The following is a 15,866-nucleotide window of genomic DNA, read 5'->3' as shown; positions in this document are numbered from 1 at the left end:
TCCCTTACCCGAGGAACCTGAACCGCTACCTTGCCAATCCCGGTCATAACCTCGCGCTCCGGCAGAAACCCGTGGCGCACCAAACGCTGGCGGCCCTCGTCGTCCAAAAGGTGCGCGTGACCGCCCATGAATTCGGACACCTCCGCGCGCACCGCAGTAGCCAGAAGTTCCTGCGCACCTGCTCGCAGAAGATCCGTCAGCGGATCAGGTGAAAAATCGCTTGGTTTTGCGAAGTCGATAACTGTATTCTTGGTCATGTGGCATATCCTTTTCTCAATGAGAATTGCGGCGCTTCAACAACGCCATGATATGCCGCCCATTCGGGCCGTCACCAACTTTCGGTTATAACTCATATTCGCCTCGACAACATACAACGTCAGAGGTTCTTGGCGGCAATTTCGTCTAGGCTTCCTCAAAGAAAGCCTCGTCCAATTCCTTAATATGCAAGATGTCCTTGTCACGACATCCTATATTGTATCGGATCATCAACTTGGCGAGTTGTGGTCCGTCAATCAACACAATGCGAGAGCCTAGATTTTCGGCTGTTTGTTTTGCTGATGTGGAGAAGCTTGAGGTCGTGACAAAGATGCCTTTGGTCGCCTTTTTGAGACTCAATGCACCAAAGAAATTTCGAATATCGCCACCGCCTACCGTGTTAACAGCTGCATATCGCTTCGCTTGCAAGTAGATCTGGTCGACTCCAAGAGGGTCTTGGTCAACAACGCCATCAACACCGTTATCACCGGTTTGCCCCAAGGCTCTGCCAGCATCTTCCGACGATCCACCATAACCCATAGCCAACAGCAAATCGACAATCAGGGTTTCAAAGAAAGCTGGTGATGCCTTTCGAACCGAATCCAAGAGATTTGCGGCAAGCGCTGCGTTCAAGCGTCTATGCGCAGCTTGTAGGTTCTCATCAGGGGTCGTACTGTCATCGGTGTCGGTAGATTGAGTTGGACTGTCGATCTCTGCATCGCGCGTCCTAGACTTGAACTCTTGAAATTGTTCAAACCGCTCAAGATATTTTGTGTTCAAATGAATAGAAGTATCGTCGGCAATTTCGCGGCCCTTATCGGTTAGTTGGTACCAACCCCGTTTGGGGTTTGAAACTAAGCCAGCCTGTTTCATATAGGTTCGCGCCCAATGCACCCGATTGGCCATCACCGTTTGTTTGCCACTGGGCAACATTTGACGCTTTTCTTCATCTGAAAGTCCAAGGCTATTGGAGAGTTCCTCGACTACGTCAGAGACTTTTCGCGGCTCGCTCTTTGCGCAGTCCAACACTGGCCTCATCAGAGATTGATAGTCCGGGATCATGTGGTCATGCCTCAACCTTCGGTGTTTGTGCTTATATTTGCTGAGACATTGGGAAAATGAAAGGCCAGCGTTTCCCCCGGCCCCCTCAAGGCGCTCTACAGGCCCACACCCAGTTCCTTGTACAGCGCCTCAAAGGTCGTCCTAATCACCTCGCTAAGATCACCCCGCTTCGCATAGACAGACATGCCAATATCGTCCTTGTTCGAGTGACCTACTGCAAGGTTCCGGGCCTCCTTAGCCACCCCAGCGTTGACCAAGGCCGAAACCCCGGTACGCCTGAAAGAATGCATGTCCCACTCGTCGGCATTTAGCGCCAACGTCTTTCGCGCTTTCTCCAAGGCTTTCCCAAGGTAATGCCCTGTGGTCCTGTCGTAACCGCCTCTGAGCAACCTAGGGAACAACAGGCCCTCGTTCTCGGGACATACCGGCTCAGCCACTACAGCACGTCTCATGGCGTCTCTGAGCAACTCGCAATCCCCTTGTCCCACAATCATCACTGTACGGTTCCCGGCCTCCGTCTTGGCCCCGGTGATCTTTAACCGGATATGGTCGCCTTGGTCGTCTATGTCGGTCAGGGCCAACCCGGCGATTTCCCCGAGGCGACACGCGGTCACCCAAAGCAACCTCACGGTCACGTACATTTCCCGCTGATACTTGAGACGATCATTTCCAGCGATGTACGATAGCAGAGCCTCTGCCTCGCTACGGGTCACGGGTCTGAGGTTCTTCTTCCTCGGATCAACCTTCTTCCTCTGTCCTGCCAAGCGGCGCAGCAGCGACGAGAAGGGGTTCTTCATGTCGCCATCGACAAGCCCCCAGTGTTCCAAGACACGCCAGTAAGACGCCAGACAGATTTGATGGATGGAGAGGCTACGGTGCGAGAGAAGCTGTCCGGTCCTTGGGGAGGGGATGGATTTCAAATGATCCATGAAGCCCAAGGCCAACTCGCGGTTAATCTTGGTGACCTCACAGTTGCCAGAGTATTCTTCGAACCTCGCAAGGATGCTGCGGTATCTGGCGCGGGTGGCATTGTTGATCCCGTCGCTCTCGCTCAGCCAACGGTGTGCTGTCTCTCGGACGGTGGTGCCTCGGGAATTGCAAGTTCTAGGGTGAGCGGCTCGGAACGGCTGAGCGCGTAGCGGCTGGGGTTCGTCCTCGAAGTCCGAGAACAGGGAAGCCTTGATTTGCTCCAAGACCTCCCCTCGTTTGCCTAGGGCTTCACCTAGGTCTTTCGTTCCGAGAGAGCGGATAATCTCTTTCTTTCCGACCACGGATTGAACCTCAGTCGGCACCGAGAACCTCACAGCATAGACGTCGCCACGCTTGAAGATTCCTTTGGGAAGTGTACGGGTCACGGGTCTTTTTCTCCCTTACAGTTGGGAGAGTAAGCCCTTGATTTTATTAGGATCTGGTGCGGTCGAGAGGACTCGAACCTCCACGGGTGTTACCCCACAGCGACCTCAACGCTGCGCGTCTACCAATTCCGCCACGACCGCACGTGATCAGGTAGGTGCGCGCCGTATAAGCAACCTGATCGGGATTGTGAAGGGGCAAAACCATTGCCCCTCCGGATTTTTTCAGGCCGGTCCGCGCGCTCAGTCGAGCGAGAATGTGGGCAGGGTCGAGGCGGGTTGCACCGTCTCCTCCGGCTTGGGGGCCTGCGCGCCCTTGGACTGGAACGCGGCCTTGCGAATGAGCGAGTTGCGCTCCGAATTGCCCGGCGCAAAGACCGGCTCCGCGCCCTTTTCCACCGCCGTCACCGCGCCGTCATACCACGCGAGTGCCAAATCGGGGCGGCGGGTGGTGCCGAACCCTTCGTTGAGGTGGTGGCCCATCAATTCGCCATAGGCTTCTTCGCCCAGGGCGGTGAGCAACAGGCCAGAGCCGAGTGCGACATTCATGTTGTCGATCCGGTAGCCCACCGACAGACAGACCTTGGCGGTGCCCGCCAATTGTGCGGGCGACTGGCCGGATTGCAGCACGAAGCCGCGCACATCGCTGATCACCGCATCGCGCTCGTTGAGCGACAGCGCCGAGACATAATCGCGCATCGCCGGGCCGAAGGCGCGGCACTGATCCTCGAGTTGTTCGGGGGTCACGCCCTTGAGGTTCGCGGCAATGGTCTCGCCCTCGGCGATCGCATAGGTCCGCGCGAGGCAGAACTGCTCATTGAGGGCAAACCGCGCGTCAGACAGCGAGGCCTCGGTCACAAACCCACCATTGGAATTGGTGATCAGGCTGACCTGGTTGCAATGCGAGGCCAGCGACGGCCCGTCGCCGCCCGATGCCATCAGGTTGGGCAGCGCGGACGACGCCGTCTGCGTCTGCGGCTGCGGCTCGGCCTGCGGCACCTGCGCCGCCTGCGGCACGGCGGCCATGACCCGCGACTGACCCTGTGCCTGCGGCACTGGGGCCGCGGCATAGGTCGGCACGCCCACCGCCTCGTCGCGATAGGCATGCAAAAGCCCGCGCGTGCCCTGGCCGCGCTGCGCGATCAGCTGCGAGGTGGTGGCCCCGCTGCTCTGCGCCCGGTAGTAGGACGAGATCAGGAACTGCCGCTCGTAATCGGCCAGATACCCGGTCATCGGATAGCTCATATGGCCCTGAAACTGCGACACGGCGTTGCGCGTGTTGCGTCCGCGCACACCGTCAGGCGTGCCTGCGGGAAAGCCGAAATAGTTCAGCGCGGTCTGCGTCTCACGGACCTGCTGCCGTTCGACCGTGTTGACCGGGGCGCGATAGACCCGCCGCGTGGTGGTGGTCGTGGTGCGCTTGCGCTCGCGCGCCTTGGCGCTTTCGTTGACGATGATGCCGCTGACCGCGCCGCCGACAAGGCCGCCAACCAGACCATCCGCGAAATCCGCAGCCGCGCGCCCGGCGGGCAGGGCCACACTCGCAGCCAGGGCCGCCATCACAATTCGCTTTGAAACCATCTCTCATCTCCCCTAATCAGGTGCAGCAGAACTTTGAACGACTATACCACATCTTTCCCTTCCGCGTGCATCGAGTCCAGCCTTGACACCCGAAACCCGCATCGAGACCGATCAAAACGGCGTGGAATGGCACATCTCCGCCGGTCTGACCCCCTATCCGGACGCGGTAGAGGCGATGGAGACGCGCGCGGCGCGAATCGCTTCGGGTGACGCCGCCGAGGCGATCTGGCTGCTCGAGCATCCGCCACTCTATACCGCTGGCACCTCGGCCAAGCCCGCTGATCTCACCGATCCCGACCGCTTTCCGGTCTACGCGTCGAAACGCGGCGGGCAGTATACCTATCACGGTCCCGGGCAGCGCGTGGTCTATGTGATGCTCGATGTCGGGCGTCGGGGGCGCGATGTGCGCCGCTTCGTGCAGCAGCTTGAGGCATGGGTGATCGCGACGCTGGATCAATTCAACGTGACCGGTGAGATCCGCGATGGGCGCGTCGGCGTGTGGGTGGCGCGTGACGACAAACCGCTCACCGCCACCGGGGCGCGGCCCGAGGACAAGATCGCCGCCATCGGCATCCGCCTGCGCAAGTGGATCAGTTTTCACGGGATTTCGATCAATGTGGAGCCCGATATCGAGCATTTCACCGGGATCGTGCCCTGCGGCATCACCGAACACGGCGTCACCAGCCTTGTCGATCTGGGCCTGCCGGTGACGATGGCCGATCTCGACGTGGCGCTGCGGCGTTGCTTCGACGGGGCCTTCCCGCCGCCCGAGTTCCCGGGCTGACGCGAGGATCCGCCCTGCGGCAAAGTTGAGCTTGCAACATGGGTCAGCCGATCTATTGTCCTAACAGACTGCAACCAAATCGACAGTGAGGTAGCCCATGAAGACCCTGATCGCCGCAACCGCAACCCTGGTGGCGCTCGCCATGCCCGCCTTGGCGCAGGACGCCGCCAAAGGCGAAAAAGAATTCAACAAGTGCAAGGCGTGTCACATGATCGCCTCGGACTCCGAGACCATCGTGAAGGGTGGCAAGATCGGTCCCAACCTTCATGGCGTGATCGGCCGCACCATGGGTGGCGTCGAGGATTTCAAGTATTCCGACGGGCTTCAGGCCAAGGCAGAGGCCGGTGAGGTCTGGACCGAGGAGAACCTTGCCGAATACGTGACCGACCCCAACGACTTCCTCGGAAGCCGCTCCAAGATGACCTTCAAGCTGCGCAAGGGTCAGGAAGACGTCGCCGCCTATCTCGCGACCTTCTCCGAGTAAGCGGGCATATCCTGACAGTGCAAAGGCCGCGCGGCATCCCGCGCGGCCTTTTGCGTTTCGACCGCCTTGCCAGATGCTGTCACATGCCGGTCACGGCTGACGCGGCACGCCGGTGCCGATCATCGAATCTCGGGTGACCAGCGCCGTCAGCTCCGCTTCGGTCATCCCATCGGTGCCTCGGGCGCGCGCGGGCAGCACGATATAGCGCATGTCGGCAGTGCTGTCATGCACGCGCACCGTCACATGATCGGGCAGGTCGAGACCGAACTCGCGCAGCACGGCGCGCGGCTCACGCACGGCGCGGCTGCGATAGGCGCGGGTCTTGTACCAGTCCGGCGGCAGGCCCAGCAGGTTGCGCGGATAGCACGAACAAAGCGTGCACACGATAAGGTTATGGGTGTCTTGGGTGTTCTCCACCGCGATCAGGTGCAGCGGGCCGATATCGAAGCCCATCTCGCGGCTTGCCTCCGAGGCATTCTCCAGCAGCCGCGCCTTGAAGGCCGGATCGGTCCAGGCACGGGCCACCACCGCCGCGCCATTGGCGGGGCTGCGGGCATCCATCGCGTCGATCTGCGCGGCGATCTCGGCGGGGGTCACATGGCCCTTTTCCACCAGCAACTCGCGCACCGCGATCTCCATGCGCTGCCAATAGCTCAGCGGGGCGTCGTTATCGGTGCGATAGGGATGCCCCGAGGGGCTCAGGCCCTCGGGGTGAACATGGTCGTGATCGTGATGATCATGCGGCATGGGCATCCAGCCTTTCCAGCCAGTGGCCATAAAGTTCGGCGTCAAGCGTGTCGTTGGGGGCCTCCGCCCCCTCGCCCCAGACATCGGCCATGGTAAAGCGCACGCGGTATAGCGGCTTTTCCTCGGCGGGCAGGCCATAGGCCAGTTGCTCGGGATTGGCGAACGCCCCCAGGGGCCGCTCGATCACGCCGACCTTGCCGCGCAGATACCAGGGCGCGCGCACATGGCCGGGCGGTGTGAGGGTCCTGACGCGCACCCGCTCAGCCATCGCCCTGCGCCTCGCCATAGGTGGGGCCGCGCTGTGCGACCTCGTCCATGCGGCCGGCCAACTCCTCCAGGCTATAGGCCCCGGCCTCGATCAGGTTCTGGTTCACGGCGGCGATCCAGCGTTCATAGTAGCTCATCGTCTCGAACGCCTCCTCGCCCATGTCCTCAAGCGCGCGGCGCAGCCCGTCGACGGTGAAAAGCCCCTTTTGACCGCAGAGCACCATGAGCGCGTCGATGCGCTTTTCCCACAGCGCGAAATCATGCCCGTCCATCGGCACAGGCCCTGCGTCCTGTCCGCCCATGTCGTGCCAGCGGCGTCCGTCCCAATCACTCATGTACATCAGCCTAGGCATGGCCCCGCGCCCTGTCCAGCCCTAGCCTTGCGCGTCTTCCTCCTCTTCATCGGGACGGCGCAGGGTGATCTCGCCCGCCGCCTCCAGCCTGCGGATGGCGTTCACCACCTCGGTCATCGCCGCCTCGCCGTCGCGGGGGCGCACGCGGCCCGCCTCCTGCATCTCTTCGCGGATCGCCTCGGCCATGCGCTTGCTCATGTTGGCCAGGATGAACTCCGCCGCCGGGGCCAGCTCACCAGCCTGCGCCCCGGCCAGTGCCGTCACCAGCAGCGGCTGATCGACCTCGCGGGTGATCCGGGGGATGTCGGTGGCAGTCACCCGCTCGGGGATATGCACGAAGGTAAAGATCGCCCGGCGCGCCAGTGCCGCGAAATCCTGATCCGTTTCCTCCAGCCCCTCCAGCATCTCGTCGCGGGTGGCCGAGGCCGAATAGTTCAGGATCGCCCCCACGCGTTCCACCGCGCCCTCTGCAAAGGCGACCTCGGGCACGTCATGCAGTTGTGCCGCCAGCGCAAGCCCGATCCGGTCCACCGCCTCGGGGCTGACCGATCCGGTCTGCGAGATGGCATAGGTGATGCGCCGCGCGACCGGCCCGGGCAGGCGGCCCAGCAGGTCGGCGGCGCGCGCCACGTCGAGCTTCGACAGCACCACCGCCGCGACCTCCGCGCTCTCCTCCTCGAGGATCGGCAACAGCGCCTCGGGGGTCGCACCCTGCACCAGATCCCACGGGTCGCCATATTGGCGCACGCCCGCCTCCTTGCGCAGGCGCATCGCGGTTTGCGGGCTGATCCGGCCATCCAGCGCTGAAAGCGCCCCCGCCACCCCGCGTGGAAAGGTCAGGCCCATCCCTTCCAGTTCCTGCGCGAACTCGGCGACGACATCGGCCAGCGTGCCGCGATCCACGTAGCGCATCGAGCCCATCTGCGTGGTCAGCCGCGCCTGCAAGCCGTCCGGCAGATCGGTCAGCGGCACATCGGTGCCCTCGTTCAGCAAGAACCGGACGATGATCGCCGCCTTTTGCGCGCGGGTCAGATGCGCCGCCGCGCCGCGCCGCGCCGGGGCCTCAATGCGTGCTGGTGGTGCGCCCATGCCTCGATCCCTGTTGCCTGATCCGGCAAGGATCATGCGGCGCAAGGGATGAAGAAATTCTGAACCCGGTCCGGGTTTCTTTTTGGCGAAAATACTCCGGGGGTTTGGGGGCAGCGCCCCCATCCCAAGACCCTGTGTGGCGCAGCCACACCGCTTTTACAAACCCGGTCAGCCCTCGTGCTCGGCGAGGAACTTCTCCGCATCAAGCGCCGCCATGCAGCCCATACCGGCACTTGTGACCGCCTGTCGGTAGACATGATCGGTCAGGTCACCGGCCGCAAACAGCCCCGGGACCGAGGTGCGAGTGCTGCCCGGCTCGACCTTGACATAATCGCCGTGGTGCATCTCGACCTTGCCCTTCACCAGCTCGCTCGCAGGCGCGTGGCCGATGGCGATGAACACGCCCTTGCAGGGGATCTCGGTGATCTCGCCGGTCTCGACATGGCGCACCCGCACGCCCTCGACGCCCTTGGGATTGTCGTCGCCGAACACCTCGTCGAGCGTGTGGAACCACAGCGGTTCGATCTTGGGGTTCTTCATCAGCCGGTCCTGCAGGATCTTCTCGGCCCGAAGCTCGTCGCGGCGGTGAATCAGCGTCACCTTGGAGGCGAAATTGGTCAGGAACAGCGCCTCTTCCACGGCGGTGTTGCCGCCGCCGATCACCACGATCTCCTGCCCGCGATAGAAAAACCCGTCACAGGTGGCGCAGGCCGAAACGCCAAAGCCCTTGAACGCCTCTTCACTGTCCAGCCCCAGCCATTTCGCGCGCGCGCCGGTGGCGAGGATCACGGCATCGGCCGTATAGGTCGCGCCGCTGTCGCCCTTGGCCACGAAAGGACGGCTCCCGGTGTCCAGCTCAGAGATGATATCGCCGACGATGGCACAGCCCATCGCCTTGGCATGCGCCTCCATGCGGACCATCAGGTCGGGGCCCTGCACCTCGGTATCGCCGGGCCAGTTCTCCACCTCGGTGGTGGTGGTCAGCTGCCCGCCCGGCTCGATCCCCTGCACGAGGATCGGCTCCAGCATGGCGCGGGCGGCATAGACCCCGGCAGTATAGCCGGCGGGGCCCGACCCGATGATCAGGCATTTCGTATGGGTGGTCTGGGACATGGAGATTCTCTTCCTGATGATCCGCGATTTCGGGGCCGAGATATAGCGATGCCGGACGCGGGATGTAACCCCGTGCAAAGCGGCATTGCGCCGCCTGCGACCGTTGATCGGGGAAATGATGTTGCGCAAATGCGAAAGATTATTGCGTGTGCCAACGGCGGTGATATAACATCTGCGAATATCAGGGAGTATGACGACATGGCGGCATCCCGTCTTGATCCGATAGATCGCAAGATACTGGCGGAATTGCAGGCCGATGGCCGGATGACCAATGTGGAACTGGCCAAGCGCGTGGGGATATCGGCCCCGCCCTGCCTGCGCCGGGTGCGCACGCTGGAGGAGCAGGGCTATATCCGCGGCTATCACGCCGAGGTGGACCCGCGCGAATTGGGCTTCGAGGTGCAGGTCTTCGCCATGGTCGGGTTGCAGAGCCAGGCCGAGGCGGACCTCTCGGCTTTCGAGGCGCGTTGCCGGGCGTGGCCGCTGGTGCGCGAATGTCACATGCTCAATGGCGAGGTGGATTTCATCCTCAAATGCGTGGCACCGGATCTGTCGACCTTTCAGCGGTTCCTGACCGAGGAGTTGACCGCCGCCGACAACGTGGCGAGCGTCAAGACCTCACTGGTCATTCGCGGCGCCAAGGATGAGCCCGGCGTGCCGTTCGACATCCTCGAGGCGCGGCTCAGCCAATCGGCCTAGGCCACGTCCAGCGTATCGGGCGTGTCGAGCGGCAGGCGCAGGTGGGCGAGCGGGCCGAAATCCTGCAATGTGTGGATATGTGGAAACAGCGACAGGAAGCGGCGCAGCGTCTCGGCACCGCAGTCGCGGTCGAACCCGGCCCCGGGGTGAAAGCTCTCGACCTCGAGCCCGTTTGCCGTGATCACCGCGTGCCGTCTCAGGCACAGGTGGTAGAGGGTGACGGTCTGGCGGGGAATGACGCAGAACGTGTTCTGGCCATCCGCCATCACATGCGCGGGCGTCAGCACATGATCCGACCCGAGCCGATCCCGCAGGTGGCGCGGACGACCAAGCAGGCGCGCCCCCGGCCCCGCCATCAGATCGGCAAGCGGACGCCCGATGCCAAAAGCGTCGGCCATGATCCGGGTCAGGCGTGGCCCAGTGCCCTGCGCCTGAGGGAGCAGCGCCATCGACCCGATCCATGAGATGGCAAGCGGCCCATGCGCTGCGGTCATCACCTTGTCGCCGGGCAGCAGGTCTTCGATCGCGACCGGCCCCCGGGGCGTCAGGATCAGCGTGCCACGCACGAACGCTGAATGCGCCGCATCAAACAGCGGATGCACCGGGGCCTCCTGCTCAGTTTCCTTGATTTCACCGGAAAGATCCGTCCAGAGGCTGCGATATCGGCGCGTTTTCGGGGCGACAGGAAGCTGTGGCACGCCAACGCGCGGCAGAGCCTCGGCGCGGGGCGACAGGCGGGGGATGGTCATGCTGTGTAACCTTTCACTCAAGGTTGTCACAACCGCGTCGGCCCCCACCGACAACGACAGATGGACAAGATCTGTTCACTTGACGGAAATAGTCTGCGTCCACCTGCGGCTTTGCGTCAAGTTTCCGGGGGCATTGTTCCAGTTTCGCGAATGATCGCGCGAAACATGCCGCTTTGTTCACGGATCATGCGCGGGTTCGCCATATTCCGCCATATGCCCCCGAATCGCGCAACGGGGCCGCGTTGCGCGACCCCGTTGACCTGTTTGCCTGTAATCTGATCCGCGCTCAGGCGGATTTCACTGCCTTCGGCGGGTGTGCCATCCGCGCGCGCCTCGCCGTTTGGCGGGTGCCACGTGCATAGGGCAGGGCAGGGGCGGCGTCCTTGCTGTGCTTGACCACCGATTTCAACCAACGTGCTTTCATGACCGTGTCCTCGTTCTGCTCTGCCCGTCTTGGGGTGCATTGTTTCTCTAATGGCAACTATGCTCGGGTTTTGGGGCCAAGTTTTGACGGCAACGCAGAAAATTCAGGGAAAGCCGTAGAATCTGATGCGGACCTGTGCCGGTCATTCAAATAATTGATTATATTAAATAAAATACTAATACTTGTCTTTCATTCCCGACCACGCTCGGGCGGATGCAGCGCCAATGCGGCGAGAATCGTGCCGATCTCGCCCAGATCCCGCCCGATTTCGGCGGCCTGCGCGCTTAGCGGATCAGGCTGTTCAGCAGCACAAAGATCACGCTCGACATCAGCGCGGCGGCGGGCACCGTGATCACCCATGCGGCGATGATGGTCAGGAAATGGCTGCGGCGCACCAGCTTGCGCCGCCGCCGCTCCTCGGGGGCGATGCGCATCGGGTCGGGGCGGGCATTGTTCAGCACCCGCCGCCGCCGCGCCATGTGCCATTCTCGGAAGAACCCCACGCCAAACACCGCGCCCACGGCGATATGCGTGGAACTCACCGGCAGACCCAGCCAGCTTGCCACGATCACCGTGATCGCCGCCGACAGCGCCACGCAATAGGCGCGCATCGGGTTCAGCTTGGTGATCTGACCGCCGACCATCCGGATCAGCTTGGGCCCGAAAAGAAACAGGCCAAAGGAAATCCCGAAGGCCCCGATCACCATCACCCAGGCGGGAATCGAGACCTGACTGGCGACACCGCCCAGGTCCGAGGCGTGCACGATCGCCGCCAGCGGCCCCACCGCATTGGCCACGTCATTGGCCCCATGCGCAAACGACAACAGCGCCGCCGACAGAACCAGCGGCATCGCGAACAGCACCTTGACCGATTTATTGCGGTTTTCCATACCGCGTGATTTGCGCGCGATCAGCGGGCGGGTGACGACATAAGTCATCAACCCGAGCGCAAGCCCGATCAGCAGCGCGCTCTGCATGGTGATCGGCAGCACCTTCTTCAGCCCCTTGAGCGCGAGATAGGCGGCAAAGGCCCCGGCCATGATCGCCACAAGGATCGGCACCCAACGCCGGGCGGCGGCGATCTTGTCCTCCTGATAGAGGATGCGGCTCTTGATCAGGGCGAGGAACGCGGCGGCGATCACGCCGCCCAGCACCGGCGAGATCACCCAGCTTGCCGCAATCGCGCCCATGGTGGGCCAGTTCACCGCCCCCAGCCCGGCCGCGGCGATCCCGGCCCCCATCACGCCGCCCACCACCGAATGCGTGGTCGAGACCGGCGCGCCGACCCAGGTAGCAAGGTTGATCCACAGCGCGGCGCTCAGCAGCGCGGCCATCATTGCCCAGATAAAGGCGCGTGTTTCGGCCACGCTTGTCGGGTCGATGATGCCCTTGGATATGGTCGAGACGACATCCCCACCGGCCACCAGCGCACCGGCACTCTCGAAAATCGCGGCGATGGCGATGGCCCCGCCCATGCTGAGCGCATTGGCCCCGACCGCGGGGCCCATGTTGTTGGCGACGTCATTGGCCCCGATATTGATGGCCATATAGGCCCCGATCACCGCCGCCGCGATCACCACAATATTGACCGGCGTGGTCCCGAAGAGAAGCGCCGCCGCCAGCCCCGCCATGACCATGAATGCAAGCGCCACGCCCGGCGCCACCAGCGGGCGCGAGATATACGCCGTCGCGTATTCGACCTGAGAAATCTTGTTCAGGTCCTTGTCGACCGTGTTCCATTGCTTGCTGTCAGGTGACCCAGCCACGCGAAACTCCCCCGGATGCTGCGCGTCTCGCCTAGGGGGATTGAAGCCTCAGATCAATGGAGTTAGTGCAATTCTGTTACGAAACCGTCACATTTGCCGCAGAATGGCCTGCAACCCCGGCTCCTGAACCCGGTTCGCGGCTTCTTCGGGGGTAAACCATTGGCGGTCTCGTTCGCCAGCCTCGGGATAGCTGTCTTCCAGCCGGTCAATGCAAACCTTGAACACATGCGCTTCGACGGGGGTCTCGTAGCCCTCGTCGTGGCGCTTGTCATAGTCGAAACGCCCGGCCGGTTCGGCACGCTCGACCCGGGCCTTGACCCCGGCCTCTTCCCACGCTTCCTGCAATGCGGCCTCGACCGCGTTCAGCCCGTCGATAGGCCAGCCCTTGGGCACGATCCAGCGCCCGGTGCCCCGGCTGGTGATCAACAGAACCTGACGCCCCAAAGGGGCATCGCGATAGCAGATCGCGGCCACCTGCAACTGGCGAGGGCGGCGCAAAAGCGGCTGGACCAGATCGGTCCAGGTTTTCATCAAACCTTCGGTCATATTTGTTTCGAACCTGCTCAGGTAAATTTTTGTTATTGATATATGATATAGGGCCAGATCAACAAAATTGCAATTCACCACCCCGCAACGTCATTTTCTTGGCTTGGCGCGCAGGGTCGGGTCGGCCTCGCGCGGGTCCTCGGGCCAGGGGTGGCGCGGGTAGCGCCCGCGCATCTCCTTGCGCACATCCGCATAGGAACTGTCCCAAAAGCCGGGGATATCCGTCGTCGTCTGCACCGGCTTGTGCCCCGGCGACAGCAGCGTGACGCGCAATCGCGTGCCGCCCACCACCGGATGCGTGGTCTGGCCGAACATCTCTTGCAGGCGCAGGGTGATCTCGGGCGGATCAGAGCCATAATCAATCGGAATCCTGCGTCCCAGCGGCGTGGTGAAATGCGCCGGCGCCGCGCGGTCGAGCGCCTGCATCTGCTCCCATGTCAGCCGCGCGCGCAGCGCATCCAGCATGTCGAAGCGTTTCCAGTCCTGCGCGGTCTTGACGCCCTTGAGATAGGGCAACAGCCAGTCCTCCAGCATGTCCATCAGGGCCGCATCGGACAGGTCGGGAAGTCCGTCGATGCTATCGCGGCAGAGCATCACCCGCGCCTTGAACCGGCGTGCCGCATCGCTCCAGTTCAGCCCCATATCGCGCACCCCGTCCAGCATGGCGCGCGCCACCGCCTCGGGCGGGGCCTCCTTCCACTGCCGGTCGTCGAGGATCAGCGCGCCAAAGCGTTCCTGCCGCCGCATCAGCACGCGCCGCTCGCGCCTGTCCCACAGACAGACATCCTGCCAGACGATCTGATCGGCGAAGAGCGCGCGGACCTCGGCCTCGCTGATCTGCATCGCCTGCCGGATACGGGCCTCGCGCGGGTCCCCATCGAGATCCGTCGCCACGATCAGCCGCGCACCCGCCATCGGATCGTCCTCGGGCATGACCGCGCCCTTGCCGCCCGACAGCACATAGCGCGGCGCGTCGCCCTTGCGGCGCAGCCCGATCCGGTCGGGATAGGCCAGCGCCGCGCATTCGGCATCGCTCAGCGGGGGTGTCATGGGCTTGGCCTGCCGCGCAAGGCGGTTGGCCTCGGTGCGGATGCGCTCCACCGCACCGCGATTGGCGGGGTGGGGGTGGCGCTCGGCATAGGCGCGCGGATCGCGCAGGGCCATGAGACGGAGCGACAGATCGACCGGCGCGCCGCGCCCCAACGGGTCGCGATCCGCCAGCAGCGCCGCCATGCGCGCGGCATCCGGCCCTGCGACCGTCAGCATATGCGCCAGACGCGGATGTAACGGCAGCGCGGCAAGCGCCCGCCCGTGATCGGTGATCAGGCCCCTCGCATCGAGTGCGCCCAGCATGGTCAGCAGCGCCTGCGCCTCCGAAAAACTGCCGGGATTGGGCGGGGTGAGGAACGGCAAACCTTCGGGCCCAGCCCCCCAGAGCGCCAGTTCCAGCGCCAGCCCCGCCAGATCCGCCGCCTCGATCTCTGCGGGCGGAAAGGGCTGGAGCGCGCCCTCTTCCCCCTTGGTCCAGAGCCGGAAACAGACCCCTTCGGCGACGCGGCCCGCGCGGCCCGCGCGCTGCGTGGCCTCGGCGCGGGTCACCGGCTCGGTCACCAGCCGTGACATGCCCGAGCCGGGATCAAACCGCGCCCGCCGCGCCCGGCCGCCATCGACCACGACGCGAATATCCTCGATTGTCAGCGAGGTTTCGGCGATGGCGGTGGCCAGCACGATCTTGCGGCCCTGCGTCGCCGGCGCGATGGCGGCGCGCTGCGCGGCAAACTCCATCGCGCCGAAAAGCGGACGGATCAGGCACTCCGGCGGCACGCGGCCCTTGAGCAAGGTCTCGACCCGCCGGATCTCGCCCTCGCCGGGCAGAAAGACCAGCACGCCGCCCGTCGTCTCCGCCACCGCCTCTGTCACCAGATCGGCGACCCCGTCCTCGAACCGCTGCCCCTTGCGGCGCGGACGGTCGCGCCAGCGGGTTTCGACCGGATAACTGCGCCCCTCCGATGTGATCATCGGCACATCGCCCATCAGCCGTGCCACCGGCCCGGCATCGAGCGTGGCCGACATCGCCAGCAGGATCAGATCGTCGCGCAGCGCGCCCGCCACTTCCAGGCAGAGCGCAAGACCCAGATCGGCATTGAGCGAGCGTTCGTGAAACTCGTCGAAGATCACCGCGCCGATGCCGGGCAGGTCCGGGTCCGACTGGATCATGCGGGTCAGAATGCCCTCGGTCACCACCTCGATCCGGGTGGCGCGGCCCACCTTCGCCTCGCCCCGGATGCGGTAGCCCACGGTCTCGCCAACGCCTTCGCCCAGGGTCTGCGCCATCCGCTCGGCAGCGGCGCGGGCGGCAAGGCGGCGAGGCTCCAGCATCAGGATGCGGCCCGTCGTGAGATCCGCGCGCAGCATCTCCAGCGGAACCACTGTGGTCTTGCCCGCGCCCGGCGGGGCCTGCAACACCGCACGTCCCCGCCCGCGCAATGCGTCGATCAGGGCGGGGATCGCGTCATGGATCGGCAGCGTCCGGGTCATACCCCGCTTATCCGACAGGGACGCGCGATTGGCCAGAGGGGGTGTGTCGGGGTTTCT

16 protein-coding genes, 1 tRNA gene and 1 pseudogene are annotated in these 15,866 nt (G+C 63.8%); 3 read left to right on the top strand and 15 right to left on the bottom strand.

Features of this window, described 5'->3' with window-relative positions:
* The 5 genes and pseudogenes from BMX04_RS11580 to BMX04_RS11560 all read right to left on the bottom strand — a co-directional run.
* Positions 1 to 257, bottom strand: a pseudogene (locus BMX04_RS11580) (IS256 family transposase); the annotation flags it as partial.
* Positions 258 to 402: 145 nt separating this feature from the next.
* Positions 403 to 1,317, bottom strand: coding sequence for a restriction endonuclease (locus BMX04_RS11575; protein WP_074786660.1), 915 nt, complete (start codon positions 1,315 to 1,317; stop codon positions 403 to 405).
* A 95-nt stretch (positions 1,318 to 1,412) separates the two neighbouring features.
* Positions 1,413 to 2,672, bottom strand: coding sequence for a DUF6538 domain-containing protein (locus BMX04_RS11570; RefSeq protein WP_074786658.1), 1,260 nt, complete (start codon positions 2,670 to 2,672; stop codon positions 1,413 to 1,415).
* Positions 2,673 to 2,726: 54 nt separating this feature from the next.
* Positions 2,727 to 2,813, bottom strand: a tRNA-Leu gene (locus BMX04_RS11565).
* A gap of 99 nt (positions 2,814 to 2,912) precedes the next feature.
* Positions 2,913 to 4,229, bottom strand: coding sequence for a peptidoglycan-binding domain-containing protein (locus BMX04_RS11560; RefSeq protein WP_244888533.1), 1,317 nt, complete (start codon positions 4,227 to 4,229; stop codon positions 2,913 to 2,915).
* 103 nt (positions 4,230 to 4,332) lie between these two features.
* Between BMX04_RS11560 and lipB the strand changes: the two genes are divergently transcribed.
* Together lipB and BMX04_RS11550 are read left to right on the top strand one after the other, a co-directional pair.
* Entirely contained in the window at positions 4,333 to 5,034 is a 702-nt protein-coding gene (gene lipB, locus BMX04_RS11555) for a lipoyl(octanoyl) transferase LipB (protein ID WP_175477354.1), read from the top strand.
* A gap of 97 nt (positions 5,035 to 5,131) precedes the next feature.
* A complete protein-coding gene (locus BMX04_RS11550) occupies positions 5,132 to 5,518 on the top strand; it encodes a c-type cytochrome (RefSeq protein ID WP_074786654.1) in 387 nt (128 codons plus the stop codon).
* A 90-nt stretch (positions 5,519 to 5,608) separates the two neighbouring features.
* Here the strand turns inward: BMX04_RS11550 and nthA are convergent, their stop codons facing one another.
* The 5 genes from nthA to trxB form a co-directional block, all read right to left on the bottom strand.
* Positions 5,609 to 6,265, bottom strand: a complete 657-nt coding sequence (gene nthA / locus BMX04_RS11545) for a nitrile hydratase subunit alpha (protein ID WP_074786652.1) — start codon at positions 6,263 to 6,265, stop codon at positions 5,609 to 5,611.
* Entirely contained in the window at positions 6,255 to 6,533 is a 279-nt protein-coding gene (locus tag BMX04_RS19765; RefSeq protein ID WP_074786650.1) for an SH3-like domain-containing protein, read from the bottom strand. Before BMX04_RS19765 ends, nthA begins: the two co-directional genes overlap by 11 nt.
* The gene (locus BMX04_RS19760) at positions 6,526 to 6,867 is read right to left on the bottom strand and encodes an SH3-like domain-containing protein (protein ID WP_074786678.1); all 342 of its coding nucleotides are present in this window, start codon (positions 6,865 to 6,867) and stop codon (positions 6,526 to 6,528) included. The genes BMX04_RS19765 and BMX04_RS19760 overlap by 8 nt, the downstream gene beginning before the upstream one ends.
* Positions 6,868 to 6,906: 39 nt before the next feature.
* Positions 6,907 to 7,974: a flagellar motor switch protein FliG gene (locus BMX04_RS11530; protein ID WP_074786648.1), complete on the bottom strand. Its 1,068-nt coding sequence runs from the start codon at positions 7,972 to 7,974 to the stop codon at positions 6,907 to 6,909.
* A 168-nt stretch (positions 7,975 to 8,142) separates the two neighbouring features.
* On the bottom strand, positions 8,143 to 9,087 hold the full coding sequence (trxB, locus tag BMX04_RS11525; RefSeq protein WP_074786645.1) for a thioredoxin-disulfide reductase: 945 nt from the start codon (positions 9,085 to 9,087) through the stop codon (positions 8,143 to 8,145).
* Positions 9,088 to 9,285: 198 nt separating this feature from the next.
* Here trxB and BMX04_RS11520 point away from each other — a divergent pair, with 198 nt between their 5' ends.
* Complete coding sequence (locus BMX04_RS11520) at positions 9,286 to 9,786, top strand: Lrp/AsnC family transcriptional regulator (RefSeq protein WP_050661711.1); 501 nt, start codon at positions 9,286 to 9,288, stop codon at positions 9,784 to 9,786.
* Here the strand turns inward: BMX04_RS11520 and BMX04_RS11515 are convergent.
* The 5 genes from BMX04_RS11515 to hrpB all read right to left on the bottom strand — a co-directional run bounded on the left by BMX04_RS11515 (position 9,783) and on the right by hrpB (position 15,809).
* On the bottom strand, positions 9,783 to 10,535 hold the full coding sequence (locus tag BMX04_RS11515; protein WP_074786642.1) for a Hint domain-containing protein: 753 nt from the start codon (positions 10,533 to 10,535) through the stop codon (positions 9,783 to 9,785). The genes BMX04_RS11520 and BMX04_RS11515 overlap by 4 nt on opposite strands.
* Positions 10,536 to 10,821: 286 nt before the next feature.
* Positions 10,822 to 10,959: a hypothetical protein gene (locus BMX04_RS19410; RefSeq protein ID WP_162838252.1), complete on the bottom strand. Its 138-nt coding sequence runs from the start codon at positions 10,957 to 10,959 to the stop codon at positions 10,822 to 10,824.
* Between the two features lie 284 nt (positions 10,960 to 11,243).
* Positions 11,244 to 12,725: an inorganic phosphate transporter gene (locus tag BMX04_RS11510; RefSeq protein WP_074786639.1), complete on the bottom strand. Its 1,482-nt coding sequence runs from the start codon at positions 12,723 to 12,725 to the stop codon at positions 11,244 to 11,246.
* Between the two features lie 87 nt (positions 12,726 to 12,812).
* Positions 12,813 to 13,256, bottom strand: a complete 444-nt coding sequence (locus BMX04_RS11505) for an NUDIX hydrolase (protein WP_244888532.1) — start codon at positions 13,254 to 13,256, stop codon at positions 12,813 to 12,815.
* A 105-nt stretch (positions 13,257 to 13,361) separates the two neighbouring features.
* Positions 13,362 to 15,809 (bottom strand): ATP-dependent helicase HrpB, encoded by a 2,448-nt coding sequence (hrpB, locus tag BMX04_RS11500; protein ID WP_074786633.1) that lies wholly within the window; start codon positions 15,807 to 15,809, stop codon positions 13,362 to 13,364.
* Positions 15,810 to 15,866 lie beyond the last annotated feature (57 nt).

This window comes from Roseovarius tolerans (assembly GCF_900109855.1).
Lineage (GTDB): Bacteria > Pseudomonadota > Alphaproteobacteria > Rhodobacterales > Rhodobacteraceae > Roseovarius > Roseovarius tolerans.
The sequence above is the reverse complement of the archived record's forward strand: the minus strand, read 5'-3'. Positions and strand labels throughout refer to the sequence as shown.